The following is a 22,338-nucleotide window of genomic DNA, read 5'->3' as shown; positions in this document are numbered from 1 at the left end:
GCTCACGACGCGTCCTCCCGGTGCCCGTCCGCGACGTCGGAGTTCCACCACGGCAGCACCTGGAAGACGGTGCGCGTGTCGATCTTCTCCGGGCTCCACTCCGGCGCGGCGACCGGCGTCGCGCCCGTCCGCACCTGGACGCGGGCGACCTCGCCGCCGTTGAGCCGGGGCCCGAAGCGGTGCTCCACGATGCGCTGCAGGTACTGCCTGCTCAGCTCGCCCCGCATGCCGATCGGCTTGTTGTTCTCGCCGTGGCTGGCGCTGTAGAAGGTCCACGCCCGGCGCAGCTGGTTCTGCTGCGTGTGGCTGGGGGCGATGTTGTGCCGGATGGCGGCCGCGTCCAGGGCCGTGAGGTCGACCCAGCCGGTCACCTCGTTCGTGCCGTCGTCCTTGTGCACGTCGGCGCGCGCCCACACGTGGATGTTCTGCTGGAGCGGATTGGGCGCGAAGAGTTTCCAGTTCTGCTCGAACTCGGGGTAGACGTAGCCGCCGACCAGGTCCCCGTGCTGCTTGGTGGCGGTGTTCTCCGGCGCGACGTGCAGGAAGACCATGAGGAGGTGCACCGCGACGCCGACCACGGCCGTGGCCAGCGCCAGCGCGACCGCCACCCGCGCGGGCGGCGACAGCGCGGCTATCCCGGTCGATCCCCCGGATTCCTCGGGTGGCTCCATGGTCCTTCGCTCCTGTTCCCCGCGTTTCGCTCAGCACGGAACGGTACTCATGCCACACGCGTGCGGTACAGCCGTCCCGGTCATCGCGGGGCGCCGTGCGGCCGGCGGCGACGGGGATGTGGACTTCCCGGCCCGGCCCACCTAACCTGACACACCGTCAGAATCGAGTCGTGCGGGAGGTCGGGCCATGGACTTCGGCTTCAGCGAGGAGCAGACGGCGGCCGTCGAGGCGGCACGGGCGGTGTTCTCCGGCGTGGCGCCCGACGCCGTGCCGAGTCCCGCACTGACCGCCGGCGCGGTCGCGGAGGACTTCGACCGCCCGCTGTGGCGACGGCTGGCCGCCGCCGACCTGCTGGGCCTGGTGCTGGACGAGGCGTACGGCGGCGCCGGCCTCGACACGGTCGCGCTCTGCCTGGTGCTGCGGGAGGCCGGGGCGGTCCTGGCCAGGGTGCCGCTGCTGGAGACCTGCGCCGCCGCGCTCGCCGTGCAGACCCACGGCCCCGAGGAGCTGCGCGCCCGGCTGCTGCCCGCGGTCGGCCGCGGCGACCTCGTGCTCACCGTCGCCGCAGCGGGCCGCACCGGCCACGACGGCGCGGAGCTCGCCGTCACCGCCCGCCCGGCGCCGGGGGAAGGGCCGGAGTCCGGGCGGGACTGGCTGCTCGACGGCGTCCAGACCGCCGTTCCCTGGGCCCCGCACGCCGGTCTCGTCCTGGTCCCGGCGTCCGCCGCCGAGGGCCGTACCGTCCTCGCGCTCGTCCCCCGGGAGGCCGTCACCGCGGCCGAGCAGATCTCGACCAGCGGGGAGCGCCACGCCGAGCTCCGGCTGGACGGGGTCCGCGTCGCCGCCTCCGACGTGATCACCGCCGAGGGCGCCTGGGACCGGCTGCGCCGGCTGCTGACCACCGGCACCTGCGCCCTGGCGCTCGGCCTCGGCACCGCCGTCCTGCGGATGACCGGCGCGTACACGAGCAAGCGCGAGCAGTTCGGGCACCCGCTGGCCACTTTCCAGGCGGTGGCGATGCAGTCCGCCGACCGCTACATCGACCTGCGTGCGATGGAGGTCACCTGCTGGCAGGCCGCCTGGCGGCTGGCCCCCGCCGAAGTGGCGGTCGCCAAGATCTGGGCCTCGGAGGGCGTACGCCGGGTCGTGCAGACCGCGCAGCACCTGCACGGCGGCTTCGGCGCCGACACCGACTACCCGCTGCACCGCTACCACGCCTGGGCCAAGCAGCTCGAGCTCTCGCTCGGCCCCGCCGCGGCCCACGAGGAGGAGCTGGGCGACCTGCTGGCCGCCGAGGCCTGACGGCCCCGGGGCCTGCGCGCAGGCCTCAGAGCACGTGGGCCGGGCCCGCGCCGTCCGCCACCAGCGGGCGGCCGGCGGCCTCCCAGCCGAGCATGCCGCCGTCGACGTTCACCGCGTCGAGGCCCTGCGCGATCAGGTACTGCGCGACCTGCGCCGAGCGGCCGCCGACCCGGCACACCACGTGCACCCGGCGGTCCGCCGGGACCTCCTCGATACGGGCCACGACCTCGCCCATCGGGATGTGCACCGCGCCGTCGGCGTGCCCCGCGTCCCACTCGTCGTGCTCCCGGACGTCGAGCAGGTAACCGTCGGCCGGGACCTGTGCGGCGTCCACCGCGGGCAGCTGGGCGTAGAACATGGAACGGACTCCTTCGGTCGGGGCGTGCACATCGAACGTACCGGACCCGCTACACGGGCCCCTTCGACGAGCGCACCAGCTCCGCCAGCCGCGCCTCGCGGTTGGCCACCTGGTTGAGGAGACTCTCCGCGATCTCGTTGAGCAGCCCGTCCGGGTCGTCCGGCGCGAGCTTCATCATCTGCGCGATCGCGCTGTCCTCCAGCTCGGCGGCGAGGGCGGCCAGCTGCTCCTTGCGCTGCGCCAGCCACTCCAGCCGCGCGTACAGCACCTCGGCCTCGCTCGGCCTGGCCTCCTCGGGGACCGGACCGGCCTCCCACTCCTCCGCCAGTTCGCGCAGCCGCTCCTCGTCGGCGTAGGTGTACGCCTCGTTGACCCTGGCGATGAACTCGCTCCGGCGTGCGACCTCCGCCTCGTCCTGCGCCAGGTCAGGGTGGGCCTTGCGGACCAGCTCCCGGTAGAGCCGCTGCGCCTCCTTGCCCGGGCGCACCCGGCGCGGCGGGTTCGGGTCCTCCTGGGGCCGCACCCCGTCCGAGCCGAACAGCCCCTCGAAGAGCTCCTCCACCCCCGGCATGGGCATCACCAGGGCCCGCGCCTCCCAGGCGCGCTGGATGTCCTCGCGGGAGCCGCTCTTCGCCGCGACCGCCTCGGCGATCAGCGCGTCGAGCTCGTCGAGCCGTGCGTACATCGGGCCGAGCTTCTGGTGGTGCAGCCGGGAGAAGTTCTCGACCTCCACCTTGAAGGTCTCCACCGCGATCTCGAACTCGATCAGGGCCCGCTCGGCGGCGCGCACCGCCTGGGCCAGCCGGTCCTGCGGTTCGGAGGAGGCGGCAGCCGATTCGGTGCCGGAGGAATTCGTCACCGGTCCAGCCTACGAGGAGCGGGGGGCGCCGGTCACAGGGTCCGGGCCTCCCGACCGTACCGGAACGCGCCGGCCCCGTGCCTCACAGGCCCGGTTCCGCGGCGATCCGCCCGGTACGCACCTCCGCCAGCAGCTCGGCGTGGTCCGCCTCGGTCCGGTCCGCGTACGCGACCGCGAAGGCCGCCACCGCCTCGTCGAACTGCTCGCCCTTGCCGCAGTACGCCGCGATCAGCCGGGGGTCCGCGCTGTGCGCGTGCGCGCGGGCCAGCAGGGCGCCCGTCATCCGCGCGTAGTCGTCTATCAGGCCGGCCTGCAGCTCGGCCGGGTCGACGCTGCCCTTGCGGTTGCGGAACTGCCGCACCTGGTACGGCCGGCCGGCCACGTCCGCCCAGCCCAGCAGGCTGTCGCTGACGACCTGCATGCGCTTCTGCCCCAGCACCACGCGCCGCCCCTCGTGCTCCACCGCGGGCGCGTCGAACCCGGCCTTCCCCAGGTACGGCAGCAGCGCCGAGGGCCGTGCCTCCTTCACCTGGAGCACCAGCGGCTGACCGAGGTGGTCCAGGAGGAGCACCACGTACGAGCGGGTGCCCACGCTGCCCGTGCCGACCACCCGGAAGGCGACGTCGTGCACCGCGTACCGGGCCAGCAGCGGCCGCCGGTCCTCGCCGATCGTCGCCAGGTAACCGGCCGCCGACAGGGCGCTCGCGACCGCCGCCGCCTCCTCGTCCGGCACCCGGCGCAGCACGGGCGGCGCGTCCACGAAACGGCGGCCGCCGCCCTCGGTCTCCTCCGTGGACCCGGCCGCGAACTTGGCGCTGGTGTTGCGGCGCGCCTTCCCGGCGACCCGGCGCAGCGTGCCCGCCAGGTCACGGGCGTCGGCGTGGGCGACCAGTTCCTCGTCGGCGATGGCGTGCCAGGCGTCCAGCACCGCCATCCTCGCCAGCAGCCGCATGGTCCGCCGGTACGCGCCCACCGCGTCGAAGGCGGCGCCGCGGCACTCGACCTCGCCCGCCCCCGCCTCGCGGCCGGCCAGTACCAGTGAGGCGGCGAGCCGCTTGACGTCCCACTCCCACGGGCCGTGCACGGTCTCGTCGAAGTCGTTGATGTCCATGACCAGCCGGCCGAGGTGGTCCCCGTACAGGCCGAAGTTGCCGGCGTGCGCGTCACCGCAGATCTGGGCGCCGATACCGGTGACCGGGCCGCCCGCGAGGTCGGCGGCCATCAGCCCGGCCGAGCCGCGCAGGAAGGCGAAGGGGCTCGCCGCCATCCGCCCGACCCGCAGCGGGACGAGTTCGGGGATGCGCCCCCGGCCGGACTCCCGCACCGCCTCCACCGCGCCCGGCCGGTCGGCGCCCGGGACGAAAGCGGCGTGCGCCTCGCGCGGCACCGTCTGCCGCAGAGCCTTGCCCTCCTGCTTCGGGGCGCCGTCGTGCGGCCATCTCGCGAACCCCGCGATGTGCGGAACCCTCTGCTCCACGTGCTCTCCCTCCCCATGGGCCATGCCCGGTTGGTCACTCCTGGGGGCAATCTAGCCATTTACCGGACCGCGTCCGACGTTTCATGCTTGCCTGGACGGTGAAGACCCGACCCTGATGCTCTTTCAGCCTTCCGCGCCGAACCGCAGCCGAACCGCAGGTGCCCGACGTTGGACGAGATGACCAGGCTCCCCACGACCACGACCCCGCTCGCAGCCACCGGTGTATCCGCGCTCGTACGCCTCGCCGTGCTCTGCGTCGGCCCCGACGGCGACATCTCCTACTGGAACCGCGGTGCCGAGGAGCTCTTCGGCCACCGCTGGGAAGGCGTGTTCGGCCGCCCGGCGACCGGGCTGCTGCCGCACACCGCGGGCCGTCATCCCGGCGAGCAGGACGCCCTGGAGGTCCTGGACGACCTCACCCGGTCCGCCTGGGCCGGCGCACTGCCCACCACCGACCGCGACGGCGGCGTGAAGGACATGATGTGGTGGTCCTACCGCATCATGGAGCCGGCCGGCCGCAGCCTGCTGGTGATCGCCGCCAACGCCCGGCCGCTGCGCGACACCGGGCCGCGCCTCGCGCTCGGCGACCGTCTGCTGCCCTACACCGCCGACGGCACCACCGCCCGCGGCGGCGTCCGCGTCACCGCGCGCCTCGCCCCGGTCGCCGACCCCGCGCACGCCGAGCACCTGGCCGGCCGGCTGGGTTCGGTGCTGCCCCGGGTCAGCGCGGGCCGGCTGGACCGGATCGTCCGTCAGATCGTGCCCCTGGGCTATCCGGCGGTGGAGATCGACGGCACGGTGCTGCTCCCCGTGCTGCCGGAGGAGCACGGGACGAACGCGGCGCGGCCCGCCGCGAACCCCGCCACCGGACGTACGGCCCGCCCCACCCGGCCCGCCCCGCGCCGGGAGTTGCTGCCCGGCCCGCGCGGCGACGCCACGCCCCCGGCGCTGGTTCCCGCGGCGGCGCCCGCAGCCTCGCTCGCCCCCGGGCACGTACTGGACGAGCAGCTGGCGCTGCTGCGCGAGACCGGGGCCAAGGTCGGCACGACCCTCGACCTGGAGACCACCGCCCGCGAGCTGTGCGCCGTCACCGTGCCGCGCTTCGCCGACTTCGCCGCGATCCTCGTCGTCGACCAGCTGTTCTCCGACACCGAGCCGCCCAAGGACGACCTCACCGGGGACACGATCGTCGCCCGCCGGGTCGCCGTCGCCCACACCGACCCCACGCCCCCGGGCCCCTGGGCGGCCGCCCTCCCGGAGGGCGAGCTGATCCCGCTCCCCGCCGACTCCACCCCGCGCCTCGGCGAGCCGCTGCTCGTACCGGTGATAGACCCCGCGCTCGCCCGGGACATCGCGCTCGACCTGGGCGTTCCCGGGCTCGGCCCGCTACTGCCCGAGCGGTCGATGATCGTCGTACCGCTGACCGCGCGCGGCACGGTGCTGGGCCGGATGTGCTTCCTGCGCCACCCCGGGCGCCGCCCCTTCGACGCCAAGGACGCCGCGACCGCCGCCGAGGTCGCCGCGCGCGGCGCGGTGCACCTGGACAACGCCAGGCTTCACCGACTGGAGTCGCGCGCCGCCGCGACCCTGCAGCGCAGCATGATGCCGACCCGCCCGCCCCGCATCCCCGGGGTGCGGATCGCCCACCACTACATGCCCGGCGACCGCCAGGCCCAGGTCGGCGGCGACTGGTTCGACGCCATCCAGCTCCCCGGCGGGCGCGTGGCGCTGATTGTCGGCGACGTCATGGGCCACGGGCTGCTGTCGGCCGCCGTGATGGGCCAGTTCCGCACCTCGGTGATCACGATGGCCGCACTCGACCTGCCGCCCGCGCAGTTGCTGCGCCACCTGGACAACCTCGCCCACCGCCTCGGCGCCGAGCACCTGGCGACCTGTGTGTACGCGGTCTACGACCCGATCCACCGCACTCTGACCCTCGCCAACGCCGGCCACATCCCGCCGGTGCTGGCCCGGCACGACGGCCGCAGCGAACTGCTGCAGATCCCGAAGGGCGCCCCGATCGGGGTCGGCGGCGTGCCCTTCGAGACGGTCGAGATCCCCGTCCCGGACGGCAGTTGGCTGGTGCTGTGCACCGACGGCCTGGTGGAGGTGCGCGGCCAGGGGATAGACGCCGGCCTGGCGGCGCTCTGCTCCAACGTCATCGAGCCGCAGCAGACCCCCGAGGACGTCTGCGAGCAGATCCTCAGCCGGGTCCATTCCGACGACCGCCGCGACGATGTGGCACTGCTGGTCGCCAACTTCCAGGGCATCCCGCCCGAGGACGTCGTCGAGTGGCGGCTGACGATGGACCTCTCCGACGTCCGGAGGGCCCGCGCGCTCACCCGCGAGCAACTGGCGCTGTGGGGTCTGCAGGGGCTGAGCGATCTGACCGAACTGCTGGTGAGCGAGCTGGTGACCAACGCGCTGCGGGCCGCCTCGCACGAGGTGTCGCTGCGGCTGATGCGGGTCGGCAAGCTGCTGGTCGAGGTCAGCGACGACGACCACAACCTGCCGCAGCTGCGCCGCGCGGACGCCGACGACGAGGAGGGCCGGGGCCTGGCCCTGGTCAGCAACTTCTCCCGGCGCTGGGGCACCAGCCGCAAGGCGGTCGGCAAGGTCGTCTGGTTCGAGCTGCCGCTGCCCGTCTGACCGTCCGCGCGAATGGCTGGAAACCATTGCGCCCTGGCCGGATGTAATCTGCGGGAATGCCGGCCCGCAAAGACGCGTCCATCGAGACCATCCACCGTGAGATGGTCGCGTTCGCCCGCCGGGCCCGCGCCGCGGCCGCACGCATGCATCCGCAGCTGTCGCTGGTCGCGTACACGCTGCTGACGTACATGAGCGACCGGCCGGACTGCCGGGCCACGGACCTCGCGCAGGCCTTCCTGCTCGACAAGTCGACGGTCAGCCGCCAGGTGGCCGCCCTGGAGCGGCTGGGCTTCGTCGAGCGGCGTACCGACCCCTGCGACCACCGCGTCCAGGTGCTGCTGCCGACCGCGGCCGGTGCGGCCGTGCTGGCCGAGGCGACCCGCGCGGCGCGGCGCAGCGTCCGCGGCAGGCTGGCGGACTGGGAGGACGCCGACCTGGAGCGGTTCGCGGCCTATCTGACCCGTTACAACGAGGCCGCTCCGCAACGGGGATGACGTGCCGTCAGTCGATCAGCCGCAGGCTTCGGCGCCGCCGTCCGGGCAGGGAACCTCGTCGGGCAGGTACCTCTCCGCCCACGAACCCAGCTCACCCAGCGCAACTCGCGACGCGCGTCGCCTGACCTTCCGGCGTCCGGGAGGTCCGACCGCGGCTCCGGCCGCAAACGCGCAAGAGGGCCGCGTGGCATGCGCCACGCGGCCCTGTGTCGTCGCACGCACCGTCCGCCCGGGGGCGTCCGGCTACCTCACAGGTTGACGCCGAAGTCCTGCGCGATGCCGCGCAGGCCCGAGGCGTAGCCCTGGCCGACGGCGCGGAACTTCCACTCGGCGCCGTTGCGGTACAGCTCGCCGAAGACCATCGCCGTCTCGGTCGAGGCGTCCTCGGAGAGGTCGTAGCGGGCGAGCTCGTTGTTGTCGGCCTGGTTGACCACGCGGATGAACGCGTTGCGGACCTGGCCGAACGACTGCTGGCGGCTCTCGGCTTCGTAGATCGACACCGGGAAGACGATCTTCTCGACCTCGGCCGGCACGGTGGCCAGGTTCACCTTCACCTGCTCGTCGTCGCCCTCACCCTCGCCGGTGAGGTTGTCGCCGGTGTGCTCCACCGAGCCCTCCGGGCTCTTCAGGTTGTTGAAGAACACGAAGTGCTTGTCCGAGACGACCTTGCTGTCGGCGTTGACCAGGAGCGCGCTCGCGTCGAGGTCGAAGTCGGTGCCGGTGGTCGTACGGACGTCCCAGCCCAGACCGACGGTGACCGCGGTCAGTCCCGGGGCCTCCTTCGTCAGCGAGACATTGCCGCCCTTGGAAAGGCTGACACCCATGGGATCTCCCTGCTCTTCCGGCGCGGGCCGCGCCCCTTGACGATTCCTTTGCCCAATGGATTCAACGGCGCTCCCGGGGCGTGGGTTCCCGGCTCCGTGCCGCTTCACCTGAGTGCCGTACACACCCGTACGGCGAAGACGGGAGCGGGGGAAGGCCGCCTGGCCACCGGGGCCACGGTGCCTCCCCCATCACTACGGCTGGAAGCCGCCGACCTGCGGGAACCCGCCTGCCACCCCGAGCTTCCCGGCGGTCGGTTCCACACTGTCCTTCCCGGTGGGCCTGGTGGACGTACCGGGCAGGATCCACACCGCGCCGTGGAAGCGGTCCTCGCCCTCGGCCCCTCGGGGTCGTCACCTCAAGTCGGGGCCGCGGCGTGCGGCCCCAGGCGGAGCCCCAGCAGGGCTGGACGTACATAGCCATGCCAGCTACTGTGCATTGCATGGTAGCTGGGATGGCAAGTAACGGCGGCTCGGGGAAGGCCGAGAGCCAGCTCCGCAAAGGAGTGCTGGAGTACTGCGTCCTGGGGCTTCTGCGCAATGGCGCCCGCTACGGCGTGGAGTTGCTCGAGGTGCTCGGCGAAGTGCGCGTAATGGCCACGAGTCAGGGGACGATCTATCCCCTGCTGGCCCGGTTGCGCCGGGACGGCCTGGTGGAAACCACCTGGCAGGAGTCCCCGAGTGGGCCGCCGCGCCGCTACTACGTGCTGACCCCCCAGGGGGAGGCGGCGCTGGCGGAGTTCACCGAAATCTGGCCGCACTTCCGCGACGCCGTGGACCGCTTCATCACCGACTGAACGACCGACTTCCTCACAGTCTTTATGGAGATGCGCTATGAAGAACATCGAGCACCCTCTCGTGGTTGCGTACCTGGGGGCTGTGGCACGCGAGGCCGCGGTCCTGGCGCCGGAACGCCGCGATGAACTGATTGCCGATCTGACGGAGCACATTGAGGTGGCTTTCGCCGAGCGGCCCGCCCGCGGCGAGGCAGGGGTGAAAGCCGTCCTGGACCGTCTCGGCGACCCCCGCGCCATCGTGGCCACCGCCCGGGAAGGCGAGACGACTGCACCGCCGGTCAGTAAGTGGCACAGCCTCGGCCCGTTGATCTTGCTGCCGGTGGCTGGACTCCTCGTGGACGTCAGTTCCGTCCTGGGTTGCTTTGCCATGATCGCGGGCGTCGCGCTGCTGTGGACAGCACCGCACTGGAGCAGGCGCGACAAGATCATCGGCACTGCGGCCGCGCTCCTGGTCCCCATGGGCGCCGCGCTTGTCGCCCTGACTTCCTCGGCAGAAGGGCGGCTCGATCCGGCGATGCTCGCCGCCATCGCCACCATCACGTTGGTCCCGGCGTCCGCATCGGTACACCTCTTCCGGGCCGGGCGCCACATGTCGTCATGAGGCTGAATGGCCTGTGGTGGCGGCGCGGGACGGCGGCCGACAGCGGGTGGTCTCCGATTCATCAGAGGCCACGAGCGAAGCGGTGGTGACGCCTCCCCCACCACCATGTGTGCGCTCGCACCGATGGGGGTGCCGACCGCCGGAACCCGCCTTTCACCGACATCAGGCGCCGCGACCAGCCGATACCGTTCCCCGCATCGGCACCGCTACCTCACACTTGCCGACGACGGCTACCGTCATCCCCTTGACAGGTTGCCCGACGGTGCCGCGGCAGCGGTGGAGGCGGCCGGCGTCGGGGCGACGGGCCCACCCCTCCCTATTGCCTTCCCCGACGGTCCGCGGCCTGGTCCCCGCTTCGTCGAGGCGGCTCCGCGATGCGGCGTCTGCGCAGGTGGGCCTGGGAGGGCGTGCCTCGTTACCGGTCACAGCGCCGGGCGTGGTCAGCCGCCGATCGCCGGCTCCTGGCCGACGCACTGCACGGACTCCCCGCTCCGGAGAGCGGGGAGTCCGCCGGCACTGCCGGGGTCAGCCCTCGGTGTCCGCGGGGACCTCGCCGGGACTGTCGACGACGCCGCTCGCCATGACGGCTTCGACGCCGTACAACGTGTCGGCGGGTCCGCCGGTGCCCTTGCCGGCGGTCATGTAGGACCGCGCGCCGAGATAGGCAAGGGTCTTCTTGTTGAAGATCCACTCGTCACGGGTGGCGTCCCCGGGGTCCTTGCGCGTGATGCCGATGCCGTGACGGCCTGCCGCGTCGACGGCGTCGGGTACCACGGTGACTCCGGGGATCTTCTCAACGACCTTGTACAGCGCGGAGGCGGTGGCGGGCGGCATGACCGTCGAGCGCAGCAGCTCACCGATGTTCCTGAAGACGGTCTCGTCCTGCGACAGGTCGCCCCACGGCTTGACCTGGGCGTAGAGCAGTGAGCGCAGGGCCTCGGGGTCCGTGGGCAGCGTGGCCAGCCACTGGTAGGTGGGATGGTCCAGGCCGGGGCGCACGGGCGAGGTGGTGACGATGGTGCCCAGCTTGCCGGGCTTGTCCCCGTCCTTGTCAGTATCGCGGAGCCAGCCCGTCCTGGTCGTGGGGCCGGAGCCCTGGGCGAACCAGTATTCCTGCTTGCCCAGCGCACCGAGCCGGACCGGGCCGCCCAACGTGCCCTTGTTCCCGCGGGCCAGGAACTCGACGTACACGAACTGGTTGTCCTTCACCGGCTTCACGTCCCGTGACATGGCGGCGGCGGCGATCCGGTCGAGGGTGACGGACGCGCCGTTGTCCTTCGCCGGCCGGGCGGCGGAGGGACGCGGGGCGGAGGTGTGGTCACCGCCGGACGCGGTGACGACCAGCACGCCGGTCAGTGCGGCTGCCACGGGCAGGACCATCGCCGGACGGAGCAGCCGACGGCGGGGCTGTGCCTTCGACGTCCGGGCGTCGGAGACGCGGTCCTGGTCGATCTGTTGCATCAGAACTTCCTTGTAATGGAGATGACGGCTCGGCGAGAGGTCCCAGGCGGCCGCGGCCGCCAGCAGTTCTTCCGCGTCACTCCGGGCTGGGCCGGCGCCGTGCGGATGGTCGGCGTTCATCGGGTTTCCTCCTGCAGAAAGAGCGCCGCGAACGCGGCCTCGCTCTCTATCCCTCCGCGAGCGCCATCCGGTTCCACACTCGTGCCGCGCGCTGGTGCGGAACTCAGCTTGGCCAGTCGCTTCCGGGCACGCGAGAGCCGCGAGCGCACGGTGCCGACCGGGATGTCCAGGGCCTCGGCGGCTTGCTGGTAGTCCAGCCCGGCCGCCACGCACAGGGCGATCACTTCCCTGTCCTGGCGGCGCAGCTGGCGCAGTGTGTCGTGGACGGCGGCCAGGCGGCGGGCGTCGTCGATCCGGCCGGCCGTCTCGTCCGCGAAGTCCTCGACGGGACGGGGCTCCGGGCTGCGCGCGAGGAAGGCGAGCTTGCGCCGCAGTCCACGGTTGGCGTTGTGCGCCTTGTACGTGGCGATGCCCAGCAGCCACGGGGTGAGGGAGCCGCCCTCGGGCTCCACGGTCTCCCGCGCGCGCCAGGCGGCGAGGAACGTCTCGGACATGACGTCCTCGGCCTCCGACCAGCTCCCGGTCAACCGCAGCGCGTGACTGTAGACCGCTCGCGCGTTTTGTTCGTACAGGTCGGCGAACGCGGAACGGTCTCCTGCACGTATGCGCCCACGCGACGACTCTGCTGGTTCTATTTGCGTCACATTCATTACCCTCCGCCGCCCCGGCCGAGTTCCTGTGTCCGCTGTCACACAGGTGTCGGGGAGGCGTCGGAGTCATGGAAGCACACGCCGACGGACCCATTCCGCACCCGGGCCGCCGGCCGCTGCCGGACCGCGAGGTACGTGCTGCGCGCCGCCCGTCGCGAGGCCACCCACAGAAGGGCCCAGCCGGCCCTTTTGCCCAGTTTTGAGCCCCGCCTTCCGGCTGCTGAGGCCCGACGCAAACTATTTCGAGTCCTCGCGTTGCACCTTCGCGGGTGGTGGACACGTAGGGACGGAAGCAGCGAAAGGAAGCCATGGCCATCGACACCGAGGACGAGTTCGCCGATATTTACCGCGCTCATTATGAGGACGTACTGCGCTTCGTCCGCCGGCGTGCTCACCCGATGAACGTGGACGACATCGTCGGTGAAACGTTTCTCGCCGCATGGCGCCGCCGGAGCGAGCTGCCGGAAGACCCTCGTCCGTGGCTCTTCGGAACCGCTCGCAACGCGATGCTCAATGCCCACCGTGGGCAGCGGCGCCAGACGGCAGTCGCGGTGCGTGTCATGGAGAACGGCGGCGACGACGGCTACGACGGGATGGTCGCAGCCGAGGACCGGATGGACCTCATAGCCGCCTGGCGGCGACTGCCGACCGCCGACCAGGAGGTATTGGCGCTCCATGTGTGGGAGGGCCTTACGGACCGGGCCGCGGCCACTGTGCTCGGCTGCTCACGTGCGGCCTACACGATGCGGCTCTCCCGCTCCAAACGTCGCCTGGCCAAGTTGTTCGGAACAACCGGCCAGACCATACCCGCTCCGGCTTTGACGCGCTGAAGGAAGAAACGTGAACGATCGCGAGAAAAGACTCCCCCAATTGCTGGCCGCTCTGGACGCTGCTCCCGTCCGCGAATTGACCGAGGCCGAAAACACCCGTAAGGAATACCTGTTGAGCACCGTGATGAATGATGCAGGATCCACCTCGCAGGCGCCCGCTCCCGAGGCTCGCCGCCGCCGTCGCCCGCTGCTCTGGGTGGCGGCCGGTGCTGTCGCCGCCACCGCGGCCGTGGTCGCCGTGAATCAGGCATCGCAGAGCGTGCCCGACTCCGGTGGCTCGCTGTCCTCGGTGGAACTCGCGAGCTGGACCGGCACCCCGAGTCAGCCGGCGGCCACCTCGCCCGAGGCCATCGCCGCCAGGAAGTGGTGCGTCAAGGCCCTGGGGAGCGACTATTCCGGAAAGTCGGTCTCGTACGCCAATCTGGAGGTGCGGGGGTCGGTCACGTCCGTGGTCGTCACCGACGGGACGACCATCTCCTACTGCCTCACCGACAAGACCGGCGACGGCATGGCCGAGGTGATCGATCCGGTCAAGAAGCTCGCCGGCAACGCGATCGAGGTGGACTCGGGTGGTGGCCACGGCCAGGGCACCGACGGCTTCAACTACCTCGTGGGCTCGGTGGGATCCGACGTCAAGGCCGTGACCCTGCACGACGGCGGCCGCACCATCGAGGCCACCATCGAGAACAGCCGGTTCACCGCCTGGTGGCCGGCCTCTGAGCCGACGGGCGGCGCCGGTGGCGAGGTTGTCCTCACCCTCAAGAACGGCTCCACCCGGACCGTCTCCGGCGACTCCATCTTCCCGAAGGAGTAAGGAACCGATACGACCGGCCGCATCGGCGGCCGGAAGTGGTTGCCGCGGCATCTTCCGGAGCGGCACCTGATCCCGGCGTCCTGCCTGCTCTCGCTCTCGGTCTCTGCCCGGACAAGCCGGGAGAGCGCCCCGGGTACAACGGGCTGAAGACCGTCCGCCGTCTTCGAGGCGGGAACAAGGTGCAGTGCCCGCTCGAGCCGCGCACGCTCGGACGCGGCATCCACCTCCCGCTCGTCGACCCTCAGCCCAGTCCTACCGGACCCCTCGCCGCAAGCGCGCCATCACGCTCGCCGAAGCAGGCGGAAGCAGCAGTCGCCGACGCTCACGTGGTGGGTGAGAGGGGCCAGGAGAATCCTCCGGGCCCCTCTCATTCCTCGCGTCCGGTCAGAGCCAGTCGTCCCAGATGCCGCACGCCATCGACCGGGTCAGGGCCTCGGCGCCGGAAGCGTCCCGGCGTACGACGCGGTAGTAGTACAGGCCGAGCCGGTCCTCGTGCACCGTGGTGTCCATGAAGAACGCTCTGTCACCCATCGTGCCCTCGGCCAGGGTGACGTAAGCGGCCGTGGCCGGGTCCCAGCGCTCCACACGGTAGCTCGCGAACCGGGAGCAGTCCCCGAAGCCGGAGCTCTCGGAGCAGCCGACGTACAGCTCCGGGTACTGCCCCTCACCGACCTCTGTCTGGGTCCAGCCCGGCGGCCGGGTGTCGGGCAGGGTGACCGAGACCTCGGTGGAGTGGAGGACGTCGAGTGGATCGTCGTCGTGCAGAAGCCGGTCGTCCGTGGCGGCCACCTTGTAGACGTGGGTGGAGCCGTCGGGGACCGTCGGGCAGAGGATCTCGGTCTCGGCCAGGGAGCTGCCCCTCCAGCAGTTCTCCTTCCAGACCGTCTCGCCGCTGTCCGGGTCCGTGACGCCCTGCCACACGTGGTAGCCGCGGACGTCGGTGTCGGCGGGCGGCGTCCACGTCAGCCGGACACCGAGTGGGACACGTTCCGCGGTCAGGTTCTGCACCGGGGCGGGACGCTCGGTGTCCGGGGTGGTCTCCGTGGCGGCCGGGCCCTGCGTCGAGTCATGCCCGTACCGGTCGGTCGTCACGACCCGGTACTCGTACGTCGTCTCCGACTTGCCCTGGACGTCCCAGCAGCTGCCGTTGACCTGCTTGTCGGCAAACAGGGGGGCGTCGCCGCCCGTCCAGGTCCAGTACGTCTTCGGGTCCTCCAGCGGCTCGTCCCACGGGGTGAACGGCTTGCACTTGTCCACGACGCGGGTCTCGCCGGTCGCGGTGTCGGTCCGGACGATCCTGTACGTGGGCAGCGGCGCTTCGTCGACGGTCCACGGGTCGACGCTGCTCCACGCGATCATCACGCCCTCGTCGAAAACGCGGGCAGTGGTCTGGAACGCCGGGATCGCCTCCGGCCGGTCGGCCATCTTCAGCGTGATCTCGGCAGGCGCGGCGGCGTTGCCCCTGGCGTCCACCGAGCGCACCGCGTACCGGTAACTATCGGCGACGGTGGCCAGCTGGCGCGGCGCCACGTCGGTCTGCGTGGTGGTGCTTCCCTCGGGCAGGGCGTTGACATAGCCGCCGCTCGCCGGGTCGTACTGGACGACCTGGTACGAGGCGGCTCCGGTGACGGGCGACCACACCAGATGCGGAACACCCGACCGGTACTCCACGTCGACCTTCGCGACCGCGGCCGGCGGGGTCCGGTCGGAGGTGGTGAACGTCGCGGCGGCCGAGTACGCCGACCAGTTCCCGGCGGCGTCCCGGGCCCGGCCCCGGTAGGTGACCTTACTGCCGTCTGCCGGGTACCCGGTGTCGCAGATCGCGCCCTTGGCGCCGGAGTAGACCGTCCTCCAGCTCTGCGTGGCGGCGTCGAGCCGCTGCATCTCGTACCAGGCGATGTCGGCGGCGTTCGCCGCGGTGGTGACCAGCTCCGGAGCCGCGTAGGGCTGGTCGGCCGGGCACGCGTCCATCTCGACGAACGGCGCGGCGGGCGGCGTCTTGTCGACGGTGGCGACGAGCTGGTCGGCACTGCCGCTGGAGGCGTTGCCCGCCCTGTCGACGGCCCGCACCTCGTAGTAGTAGGCCGCGCCGGTCTTCGGCAGGGTCCTGTCGGTGTACGACGTTGCGGTGGTCGTCGCGAGCGGCTTGGCGCCGTACGACGCGCCCTTCAGCCGCCGGTAGACCCGGTAGTTCGCGAGGTCCATCTCCCTGTTCCTGGACCAGGTGAGCTTGGCCGCGCCGGTGGCTGAGTCGTAGGAGACGGCTGCGCCCGTCGGCGCGAGCGGTTTGACCCTGTCAACGTCGACGGAGGTGCGCGGCGTGTAGGCGTACTTGACGTTCGCGGTGCCCGTCCAGTTGACGAAGTCGACGCGAAGCGTGTGCTTGCCGCTGGGGATCGTCACATTGACCGTCTTCTTGACGGTGGTGGAGACGTTCTTCCACAAGTCGATCTTGCGGACACCGTCGAGGTAGACACGTATGCCGTCCTGGGCGGACACCGTGAACGCGAAGGGGCCACCGGAGCCGAAATCGCGCGTCACCGACCAGCGCACGCCGAAGTTGTTGGACGGTACGCCGGAGACGGGTGCGCCCGTGCCCCAGTTCTGGTCGATCGCGGAGTCGCAGTCCGTCTTCTTCGGCGTGCCCGAGAAAGTCGTGTTCGCGAAGAACTGCCGTTTGAAGACGGGGGAGGTGCAGCTCACCGCCGCGGAGGCAGGCGCGGCGGTGGCGGTGAGCACTCCGCCTGCCGCGGCCAGAACCAGGGCGGTGGCGGTGATGCGTCTGGGGTTCATCGAGTCCTTCAGGCCTGTTCAACGACAGACGTCGATCAGACGTCGCGGAACAGGACTGACGAGAGCGTCGATTGGTTGTACGAGCCTGCGGGCGAGGCAGGCAGGCTGGAGTTGGCCGCCGCTGACCTCGTGAGGACGTCGTCCCAGGTGGTCCTGGGTGAGGCTCACAGAGGTGTCGGCTGTGCGGCAGCGTCACCCAGCGATCCCCCGTCCACCACCCGGTCGCACCAGCGGTGCAGGAGGGTGGCGTCGCGGCCGACGGCGATCAGGCCCGTGCCGGTGGCGGCGCGACAGTCCTCGACGACGGTGACCAGCGCAGCCGTGCTGGAGGCATCCTCCTCACGATCCCGGCCCGTCCGGCGGAAGATCACGACGTGGCTGGACAGCCAGGCCCTCGGCGGACAGCGCCCCATCAGGCGCACCAACCGCAGACGTAAGACGAAACCCCTGTGACATCGGGACACCACCGCGCACGCGGCTACGCCATGGGCGTGTGAAACCCCGAGATCCGGCGCGTGCAAAGGCGTTTACGAACGCGTGGGCCATGCATAGGATCCGTTCACCATTCAAGATCCCGCCGGGGGGACGCACGATGGGATCGCATCCGATGTGGGGATTTCTACATGCGTATGCGCGCCATTGTGGCCGCCGTCTCCGGCGCCCTGGCACTCTCCGCGCTTGCCCTGCCCACCGCCCAGGCCGACGAGATCCCGGGCGCCGCCCTGGCGCCGTTCTCCGGCAAGGCCCCGGCGGATGAGATCCAGGGCGACACGGCCATCACCAAGGTCGTCGTCAACGCGGGCAAGGACATCGTCCTCGGGACTACCTACAGCAAGACCATCACCATCACGGTGACCGCCACCGACCTCTCGGGCATCTCCGACGGGTACGCCATGCTCTGGCACGGCACCAGCTTCACCCAGGCCGGCATCGACGGCGCGCTCGTTCCCGCCGCGGAGAACGGCACCTGCACGGCCGTCAACGCCACCACCTCGACCTGCAAGGTCAGCATCGTGGTCGACCCGCGGTCCGACCTCTACAAGAACGCTCTGGCCGGCACCTGGAAGGTGTGGGCCGCGGCCGCCGGCGACTTCGTCGACGTGCGCTGACCCAGAGGCACCTGCGGATGCCGGGTCCCTCAGCGGGGGCCCGGCACCTCGCCGTTCCTCTCGGCGGGGCGGCCGGCCGCCGCGGTTCAGGCCCGTCGTCATCCCCTCTATTCGAAAGCAGCAGTCCCGTGAACTTGAAGAGCGCCGTGCGAGCCGCGGCCATCAGCACCGCGATACTCGCCGGCATGGTCGCAGCCCCCGGGCAGGCAAGCGCCGACACGACCGGGCCCGTGGTCTCGAAGGTCGGCAAGATCCGAACCGACACCGGGCTCGAGCTCACCGCGGACATCGACGCCCCGGCCGGCGTCACCTCCGTGACGGCCACCATCACCTCAGGCACGATGAGCGTGCCCGACACCTTCGTCAGCACGGTCACCGACTTCCACCTCGTCTCCGGCACCGCCACCTCCGGTACCTGGCAGAGCAGCGGCCCACTGGGACTGGACACTTACACCGCTTACCGGGTCGCCATCACTGCGCAGGACAGCCAGGGAACGGTCTCCCTTCCCGGTCGCGGCTTGCTCGACTACCGCCCCTGGCCGGTCTTCCACGACACCGTCTACGCGCCCACGGCCCTCAGCTTCGAGCACCAGGACATCAACGTCACCGGCCGGCTGACCGAGTACGACCCGGCCAGCGGTGACACCGGAGCCCCGTGGCCAGCCACCGCCGTCGCCGGCGTCTTCGCCACCTGGGACGGGCACACGTCGCCCCCCAACGCAACGGCAGCAGACGGCACCTTCGCCTTCACCGTCCATCCCGGCGACGTGCAGAACACCACCCTCCACGTGTTCGTCTCAGCCGGAACGACGTACGCTCAGGGGCCGGACTCCGAGCCGATCACCTCCGTCGACTCCCCCGTACGCATCACCTTGGACCACACCGGCAGCACCGGCGCGCTGGTCGGCAGCACGCAGGTCATCAGTGGAACCGCAGAACGCCAGCAGCAGGACGGCACCTGGGCTCCGCTCGCCAACAGCCCGCTCCGGATGAACACCAACACGGACCTGGCGGTCGCTTGGGCGACCACCGATGCCACCGGGCGGTTCAGCCAGACCGTGACCGTCACCAAGGACACCACGATCTGGACCGTCAGCGACACGCGGCCCTTCCTCATGCCGGTCAGCGCCAGCTACACCATCGCCAACCCCCTCACGAAGGTGTCCCTGTACGCGAACAAGCCAAGCGTCGACGCCTACTCCCGCCTGCACATCTCTGGATACCTGACCGCCGCCGGCAACGAGTGGCCGTCCAACGGGCGGATCTACATCCAGCAGTCCAACGACGGCCACAGCGGCTGGACCAGCATCGGCTCCACCACGATCGACACCTCCGCCAACTTCGCCGCCTCCGTGCTCACCGTCACCAACCCCCACGGCTACTGGCGTTACTACTACCCCGGCGCCGCCGGCTACACCGCCGCCTACAGCCCGGTCGTCCACGCCTTCCGCTACCAGACCGCCATCAGTGGCGGAAAGCCCAGCAGCACCCGGGTCACCAAGGGCCACACCGTGACCATCAGCGGCACCCTCAAGCAGAACGGCTACGGCTACTGGACAGCCCTGCCCAAGGCCACCGTCCAGATCTTCTTCCGCCCCTCCGGCAGCAGCACCTGGCACCTGATCACCAGCGCCCGTACCAGCAGCAGCGGCTACTTCGCCGCTCACCCCACCGTCGCCCGTTCCGGCACCTGGCGCCTCGTGTACAAGACCCCCGACCAACTCCACGTCAACGCCTACGGCCCCATGGTCCGGGTCAGCGCAGTCTGACCACCCAGGCTTCTGCCTGGGGACCTGTAGGCAGCGGCGAGGCCCACGCGGTCACGCGCGGCCCACCTGGGGTGGGCCGCGCGCGAGGGGGTGTCACCGACGACGGGGTGGACGACTTCGTCATCCCATGCGACGTCAACCAATCAGCTGGAGGTCACCTCCCTCTGGTCCGCGGCGGGACGCCGGCTGCGGCACGGGCCTGGTCGCGCTGCTTGCGTAGTGGATCCAGACGTGGCTGACCGTAGCCCGGACCACCCCGACGACAGCCATCAGCAGCCGTCAAGGGGCTGACCCCTCTCTCTACATACACGCCGACGACCTCGCTTCCGACACGCGACTTTCCTGGTGAACGCAGCGGCGTGTGGAGCACGAGCATGCCCCCGCGTGCTGGCGACGCGCTGCGCGAGCGTCGGTGTACTCGAATCCCTGATCACGGTGGCGCAGGCGGAGCACCGCCGGGTGACTTGAGCGCGGTATTCCAGTCTTCAATTGTCACTCGCATGCCATACGCTGCCACTTCGGCGTCCACGCACCCCTGTCGGTGCGAGGGGGGACGCGTTGCCTGTTCGTTTCCGCCCGGCGGGTACCGGGCTTCTTCTGTGGGGGTCACATCACTGTGCGCAGGCGCAGCATCTCGACCGCGACGGCACTCGCAGTCGTCCTCAGTTCCGCGGCCCTGGCAACGGGCCTGGCCGGTCCGGCGGCAGCCGACTCCGCGAAGACCCTTCCGGTGAAGTCGGTCGGCGCCATGGTCGTGGACGGCGTCCACCAGCGGGTGTACGTCTCCGATCCGACCAGCGGCAAGATCGTCGTCACGGACTACGCCGGCACCGTGAAGGCGACGCTGACCGGGCTCTCCGGCGTTATGGGCCTCGCGTTGTCCGCCGACTCCGGCCAGGTGTACGCGGCTGTGAAGAACGACCGCCGGATCATCTCGCTGGAGACGGGGACGTACACCCAGACCGCGAGTTACCCCGTCGGCGCGGCCCCCCTCGACCTGGAGGTGGTGGACGGCCGGATCTGGTTCGCCTACGGCACCGACTTCGGCTCGCTCGACGTCTCCGGAGCGGAACCCGTCGTCCACCTCGCCCAGCGGGGCGACGTCGACTTCTCCGGCGCCTTCGGGATGTTCCTGGCGTCGGATCCGGCCGTCCCCGGCGTGCTGGCGGCCGGAAACGGCGGCGACCTCGCGGTCTACGACGTCTCGGCCGACGGGGCGACGCTGCGGGTCAAGGGCGAGATGGACACCGCCGTGAAGCAGCTGGACCTGACACCCGACGGCGGCCAGGTCCTCACGTCGTGGGGAGACCCCGACATGGGGTACGGCATCGGGGCCTACTCGACCACGGACCTCACCGAGCAGGCCGGTTACCCCATCAACGCCTACCCGAACGCCGTGCGGGTCGCACCCGACGGCAGCGTCGCGGGCGGCAGCTTCTCCTGGTACGACCCCGACGTTCACATCCACCGGCCCGGTGACCCCACGCCGACGCGGGAGTACGACTTCCCCAACACCGGCAACAGCAGCGGCGCCGACACCCTCGTGGACGGGGCACTCGCCTGGGCGCCGGACGCGAGCCGGATCTTCGCCGTCTCCGTGAACAGCTACGGGACCTACACCCTTCGCGCCCTGACCGATCCCACCAAGGAGCTGCCCACGCTCAAGGTGTCGGCCCCCACCACGTCGGAACGCGCCAAGGAGCTCACGGTCACCGGCAAGCTGACCTCGAAGACGCTCCTGGCGGCGGGCACCGGCCTGAAGGTGACCCGCACGGACATCGAGTCGCCGAACGGCAGAGCGCTGCCTGCCGTGACGACGAAGGCGGACGGCAGCTTCTCCTTCACCGACACCCCCACCGTCGGCGGCAAGGTCACCTACAAGGTCTCCTACGCGGGCGACGCCACGCACGCGCCCGCCTCCGGCTCCGACGCGGTGGAGGTCTCGCGCAAGGCCACCTCGCTCAGCCTGAACAACAACGGCAAGGTGTACTCGTACGGCAAGGACGTCGTCTTCACCGCGCACCTCGGTACGACGTACAAGAGCCGCACCGTCGCGATCTACGCGGACCCGTTCGGGACGGACAAGCCGAAGAAGCTGCTGAAGACCGCCGAGGTCAACTCCAAGGGGAATGTGTCGGCGACCGTCGACATGACTCGTGACACCACCGTCACCGCGGTCTTCGCCGGCGACGCCCGGTCCGCCTCCAAGACCGTGAAGTCGACGGCGTACGCCCGGGCGAAGGTCTCCACCACCGTCTCCAAGCACTACAAGACGGGCAAGATCGGCTCCACCACGTACTACTACTTCCACAAGAACACCGACCCGGTGTTCACCACGACGATGAACTACTACGCCGGCCGGAAGCAGCGCTTCCAGCTCCAGGTGTACTACCAGGGTTCCTGGTACGACGCGGGCACCCAGTACTTCGCCCTGGGCACGAACGGCAAGTCGGCCGTACGCCTGGAGGCGGCGGGCGAGTCCGGCATTCGGGCCCGGATGCGCTCGTCCTACATCAACGGCTCCTCCGGCGACAACGTCAACTCCACGACGCACGGCGCCTGGAAGTACTTCATCTTCACCAAGTAGATCCACCGCCCCGGAAGATCGCACGAGCGAACCCGGGGGACAGTACCTGCCGACGAAGAGCAGGACAACGGAAGCCGAGGATCGTGGGGGGCCCCCCCCCCCCGGGGGGGCCCCCCAACAACATAGGGCGCGGGCCCCACGGCGGGCCCCCCGCCCACCCCCCCCAAACGGGCCG

General features: G+C 71.0%; 18 protein-coding genes and 2 pseudogenes. 10 read left to right on the top strand and 10 right to left on the bottom strand.

The window, feature by feature from the left end; genetic code table 11:
• Positions 1-2 precede the first annotated feature (2 nt).
• Positions 3-671 carry a DUF5819 family protein gene (locus tag ACWDAS_RS19430; RefSeq protein ID WP_450392185.1) on the bottom strand — a complete coding sequence of 223 codons (669 nt, stop codon included), beginning with the start codon at positions 669-671 and terminating at the stop codon, positions 3-5.
• Positions 672-858: 187 nt separating this feature from the next.
• On the opposite strand from ACWDAS_RS19430, the gene ACWDAS_RS19425 reads away from it, so the two are divergent.
• The gene (locus tag ACWDAS_RS19425) at positions 859-1,974 is read left to right on the top strand and encodes an acyl-CoA dehydrogenase family protein (RefSeq protein ID WP_450392182.1); all 1,116 of its coding nucleotides are present in this window, start codon (positions 859-861) and stop codon (positions 1,972-1,974) included.
• 25 nt (positions 1,975-1,999) lie between these two features.
• On the opposite strand, the gene ACWDAS_RS19420 is transcribed toward ACWDAS_RS19425, so the two are convergent.
• The 3 genes from ACWDAS_RS19420 to ACWDAS_RS19410 all read right to left on the bottom strand — a co-directional run bounded on the left by ACWDAS_RS19420 (position 2,000) and on the right by ACWDAS_RS19410 (position 4,692).
• Positions 2,000-2,332, bottom strand: coding sequence for a rhodanese-like domain-containing protein (locus ACWDAS_RS19420; RefSeq protein ID WP_450392180.1), 333 nt, complete (start codon positions 2,330-2,332; stop codon positions 2,000-2,002).
• Positions 2,333-2,381: 49 nt separating this feature from the next.
• Positions 2,382-3,191 carry a hypothetical protein gene (locus tag ACWDAS_RS19415; protein ID WP_450392177.1) on the bottom strand — a complete coding sequence of 270 codons (810 nt, stop codon included), beginning with the start codon at positions 3,189-3,191 and terminating at the stop codon, positions 2,382-2,384.
• An 82-nt stretch (positions 3,192-3,273) separates the two neighbouring features.
• Positions 3,274-4,692, bottom strand: a complete 1,419-nt coding sequence (locus ACWDAS_RS19410) for a DUF2252 domain-containing protein (protein WP_450392175.1) — start codon at positions 4,690-4,692, stop codon at positions 3,274-3,276.
• Positions 4,693-4,845: 153 nt separating this feature from the next.
• Between ACWDAS_RS19410 and ACWDAS_RS19405 the strand changes: the two genes are divergently transcribed.
• Positions 4,846-7,317, top strand: coding sequence for a SpoIIE family protein phosphatase (locus tag ACWDAS_RS19405; protein WP_450392172.1), 2,472 nt, complete (start codon positions 4,846-4,848; stop codon positions 7,315-7,317).
• A 56-nt stretch (positions 7,318-7,373) separates the two neighbouring features.
• A complete protein-coding gene (locus ACWDAS_RS19400; RefSeq protein ID WP_450392170.1) occupies positions 7,374-7,811 on the top strand; it encodes a MarR family winged helix-turn-helix transcriptional regulator in 438 nt (145 codons plus the stop codon).
• 248 nt (positions 7,812-8,059) lie between these two features.
• On the opposite strand, the gene ACWDAS_RS19395 is transcribed toward ACWDAS_RS19400, so the two are convergent.
• Positions 8,060-8,635, bottom strand: a complete 576-nt coding sequence (locus ACWDAS_RS19395; protein ID WP_319132064.1) for a TerD family protein — start codon at positions 8,633-8,635, stop codon at positions 8,060-8,062.
• A 452-nt stretch (positions 8,636-9,087) separates the two neighbouring features.
• Between ACWDAS_RS19395 and ACWDAS_RS19390 the strand changes: the two genes are divergently transcribed.
• The gene (locus ACWDAS_RS19390) at positions 9,088-9,429 is read left to right on the top strand and encodes a PadR family transcriptional regulator (protein WP_450392167.1); all 342 of its coding nucleotides are present in this window, start codon (positions 9,088-9,090) and stop codon (positions 9,427-9,429) included.
• Positions 9,430-9,466: 37 nt separating this feature from the next.
• Positions 9,467-10,030, top strand: a complete 564-nt coding sequence (locus tag ACWDAS_RS19385; RefSeq protein ID WP_450392164.1) for an HAAS signaling domain-containing protein — start codon at positions 9,467-9,469, stop codon at positions 10,028-10,030.
• A gap of 525 nt (positions 10,031-10,555) precedes the next feature.
• Here ACWDAS_RS19385 and ACWDAS_RS19380 read toward each other — a convergent pair.
• Positions 10,556-11,611 (bottom strand): CU044_5270 family protein, encoded by a 1,056-nt coding sequence (locus tag ACWDAS_RS19380; RefSeq protein WP_450392161.1) that lies wholly within the window; start codon positions 11,609-11,611, stop codon positions 10,556-10,558.
• Entirely contained in the window at positions 11,608-12,261 is a 654-nt protein-coding gene (locus ACWDAS_RS19375; protein WP_450392159.1) for an RNA polymerase sigma factor, read from the bottom strand. Before ACWDAS_RS19375 ends, ACWDAS_RS19380 begins: the two co-directional genes overlap by 4 nt.
• 308 nt (positions 12,262-12,569) lie before the next feature.
• Between ACWDAS_RS19375 and ACWDAS_RS19370 the strand changes: the two genes are divergently transcribed.
• Positions 12,570-13,091, top strand: a complete 522-nt coding sequence (locus tag ACWDAS_RS19370) for an RNA polymerase sigma factor (RefSeq protein ID WP_450392157.1) — start codon at positions 12,570-12,572, stop codon at positions 13,089-13,091.
• A gap of 112 nt (positions 13,092-13,203) precedes the next feature.
• Positions 13,204-13,905, top strand: coding sequence for a hypothetical protein (locus ACWDAS_RS19365; protein WP_450392154.1), 702 nt, complete (start codon positions 13,204-13,206; stop codon positions 13,903-13,905).
• A 384-nt stretch (positions 13,906-14,289) separates the two neighbouring features.
• On the opposite strand, the gene ACWDAS_RS19360 is transcribed toward ACWDAS_RS19365, so the two are convergent.
• The 3 genes and pseudogenes from ACWDAS_RS19360 to ACWDAS_RS19350 all read right to left on the bottom strand — a co-directional run.
• Positions 14,290-16,698 (bottom strand): PA14 domain-containing protein, encoded by a 2,409-nt coding sequence (locus ACWDAS_RS19360; RefSeq protein WP_450392153.1) that lies wholly within the window; start codon positions 16,696-16,698, stop codon positions 14,290-14,292.
• Between the two features lie 78 nt (positions 16,699-16,776).
• Positions 16,777-16,881 (bottom strand): annotated as a pseudogene (locus tag ACWDAS_RS19355) (ABC transporter ATP-binding protein); the annotation flags it as partial.
• Positions 16,863-17,033 (bottom strand): annotated as a pseudogene (locus ACWDAS_RS19350) (ABC transporter ATP-binding protein); the annotation flags it as partial. The pseudogenes ACWDAS_RS19350 and ACWDAS_RS19355, both read right to left, overlap by 19 nt.
• Before the next feature lie 294 nt (positions 17,034-17,327).
• Here ACWDAS_RS19350 and ACWDAS_RS19345 point away from each other — a divergent pair.
• The 3 genes from ACWDAS_RS19345 to ACWDAS_RS19335 all read left to right on the top strand — a co-directional run bounded on the left by ACWDAS_RS19345 (position 17,328) and on the right by ACWDAS_RS19335 (position 22,163).
• Positions 17,328-17,807, top strand: coding sequence for a DUF5707 domain-containing protein (locus ACWDAS_RS19345; RefSeq protein ID WP_450392150.1), 480 nt, complete (start codon positions 17,328-17,330; stop codon positions 17,805-17,807).
• Between the two features lie 128 nt (positions 17,808-17,935).
• Complete coding sequence (locus tag ACWDAS_RS19340) at positions 17,936-19,576, top strand: hypothetical protein (protein WP_450392148.1); 1,641 nt, start codon at positions 17,936-17,938, stop codon at positions 19,574-19,576.
• 616 nt (positions 19,577-20,192) lie between these two features.
• Entirely contained in the window at positions 20,193-22,163 is a 1,971-nt protein-coding gene (locus ACWDAS_RS19335; RefSeq protein WP_450392145.1) for a YncE family protein, read from the top strand.
• Positions 22,164-22,338: the final 175 nt, after the last annotated feature.

The sequence above is a fragment of the Streptomyces sp. NPDC001070 genome (genome assembly GCF_053598835.1).
Note: the sequence above shows the minus strand (reverse complement) of the source record. Positions and strands in the feature narration are given on the sequence as shown.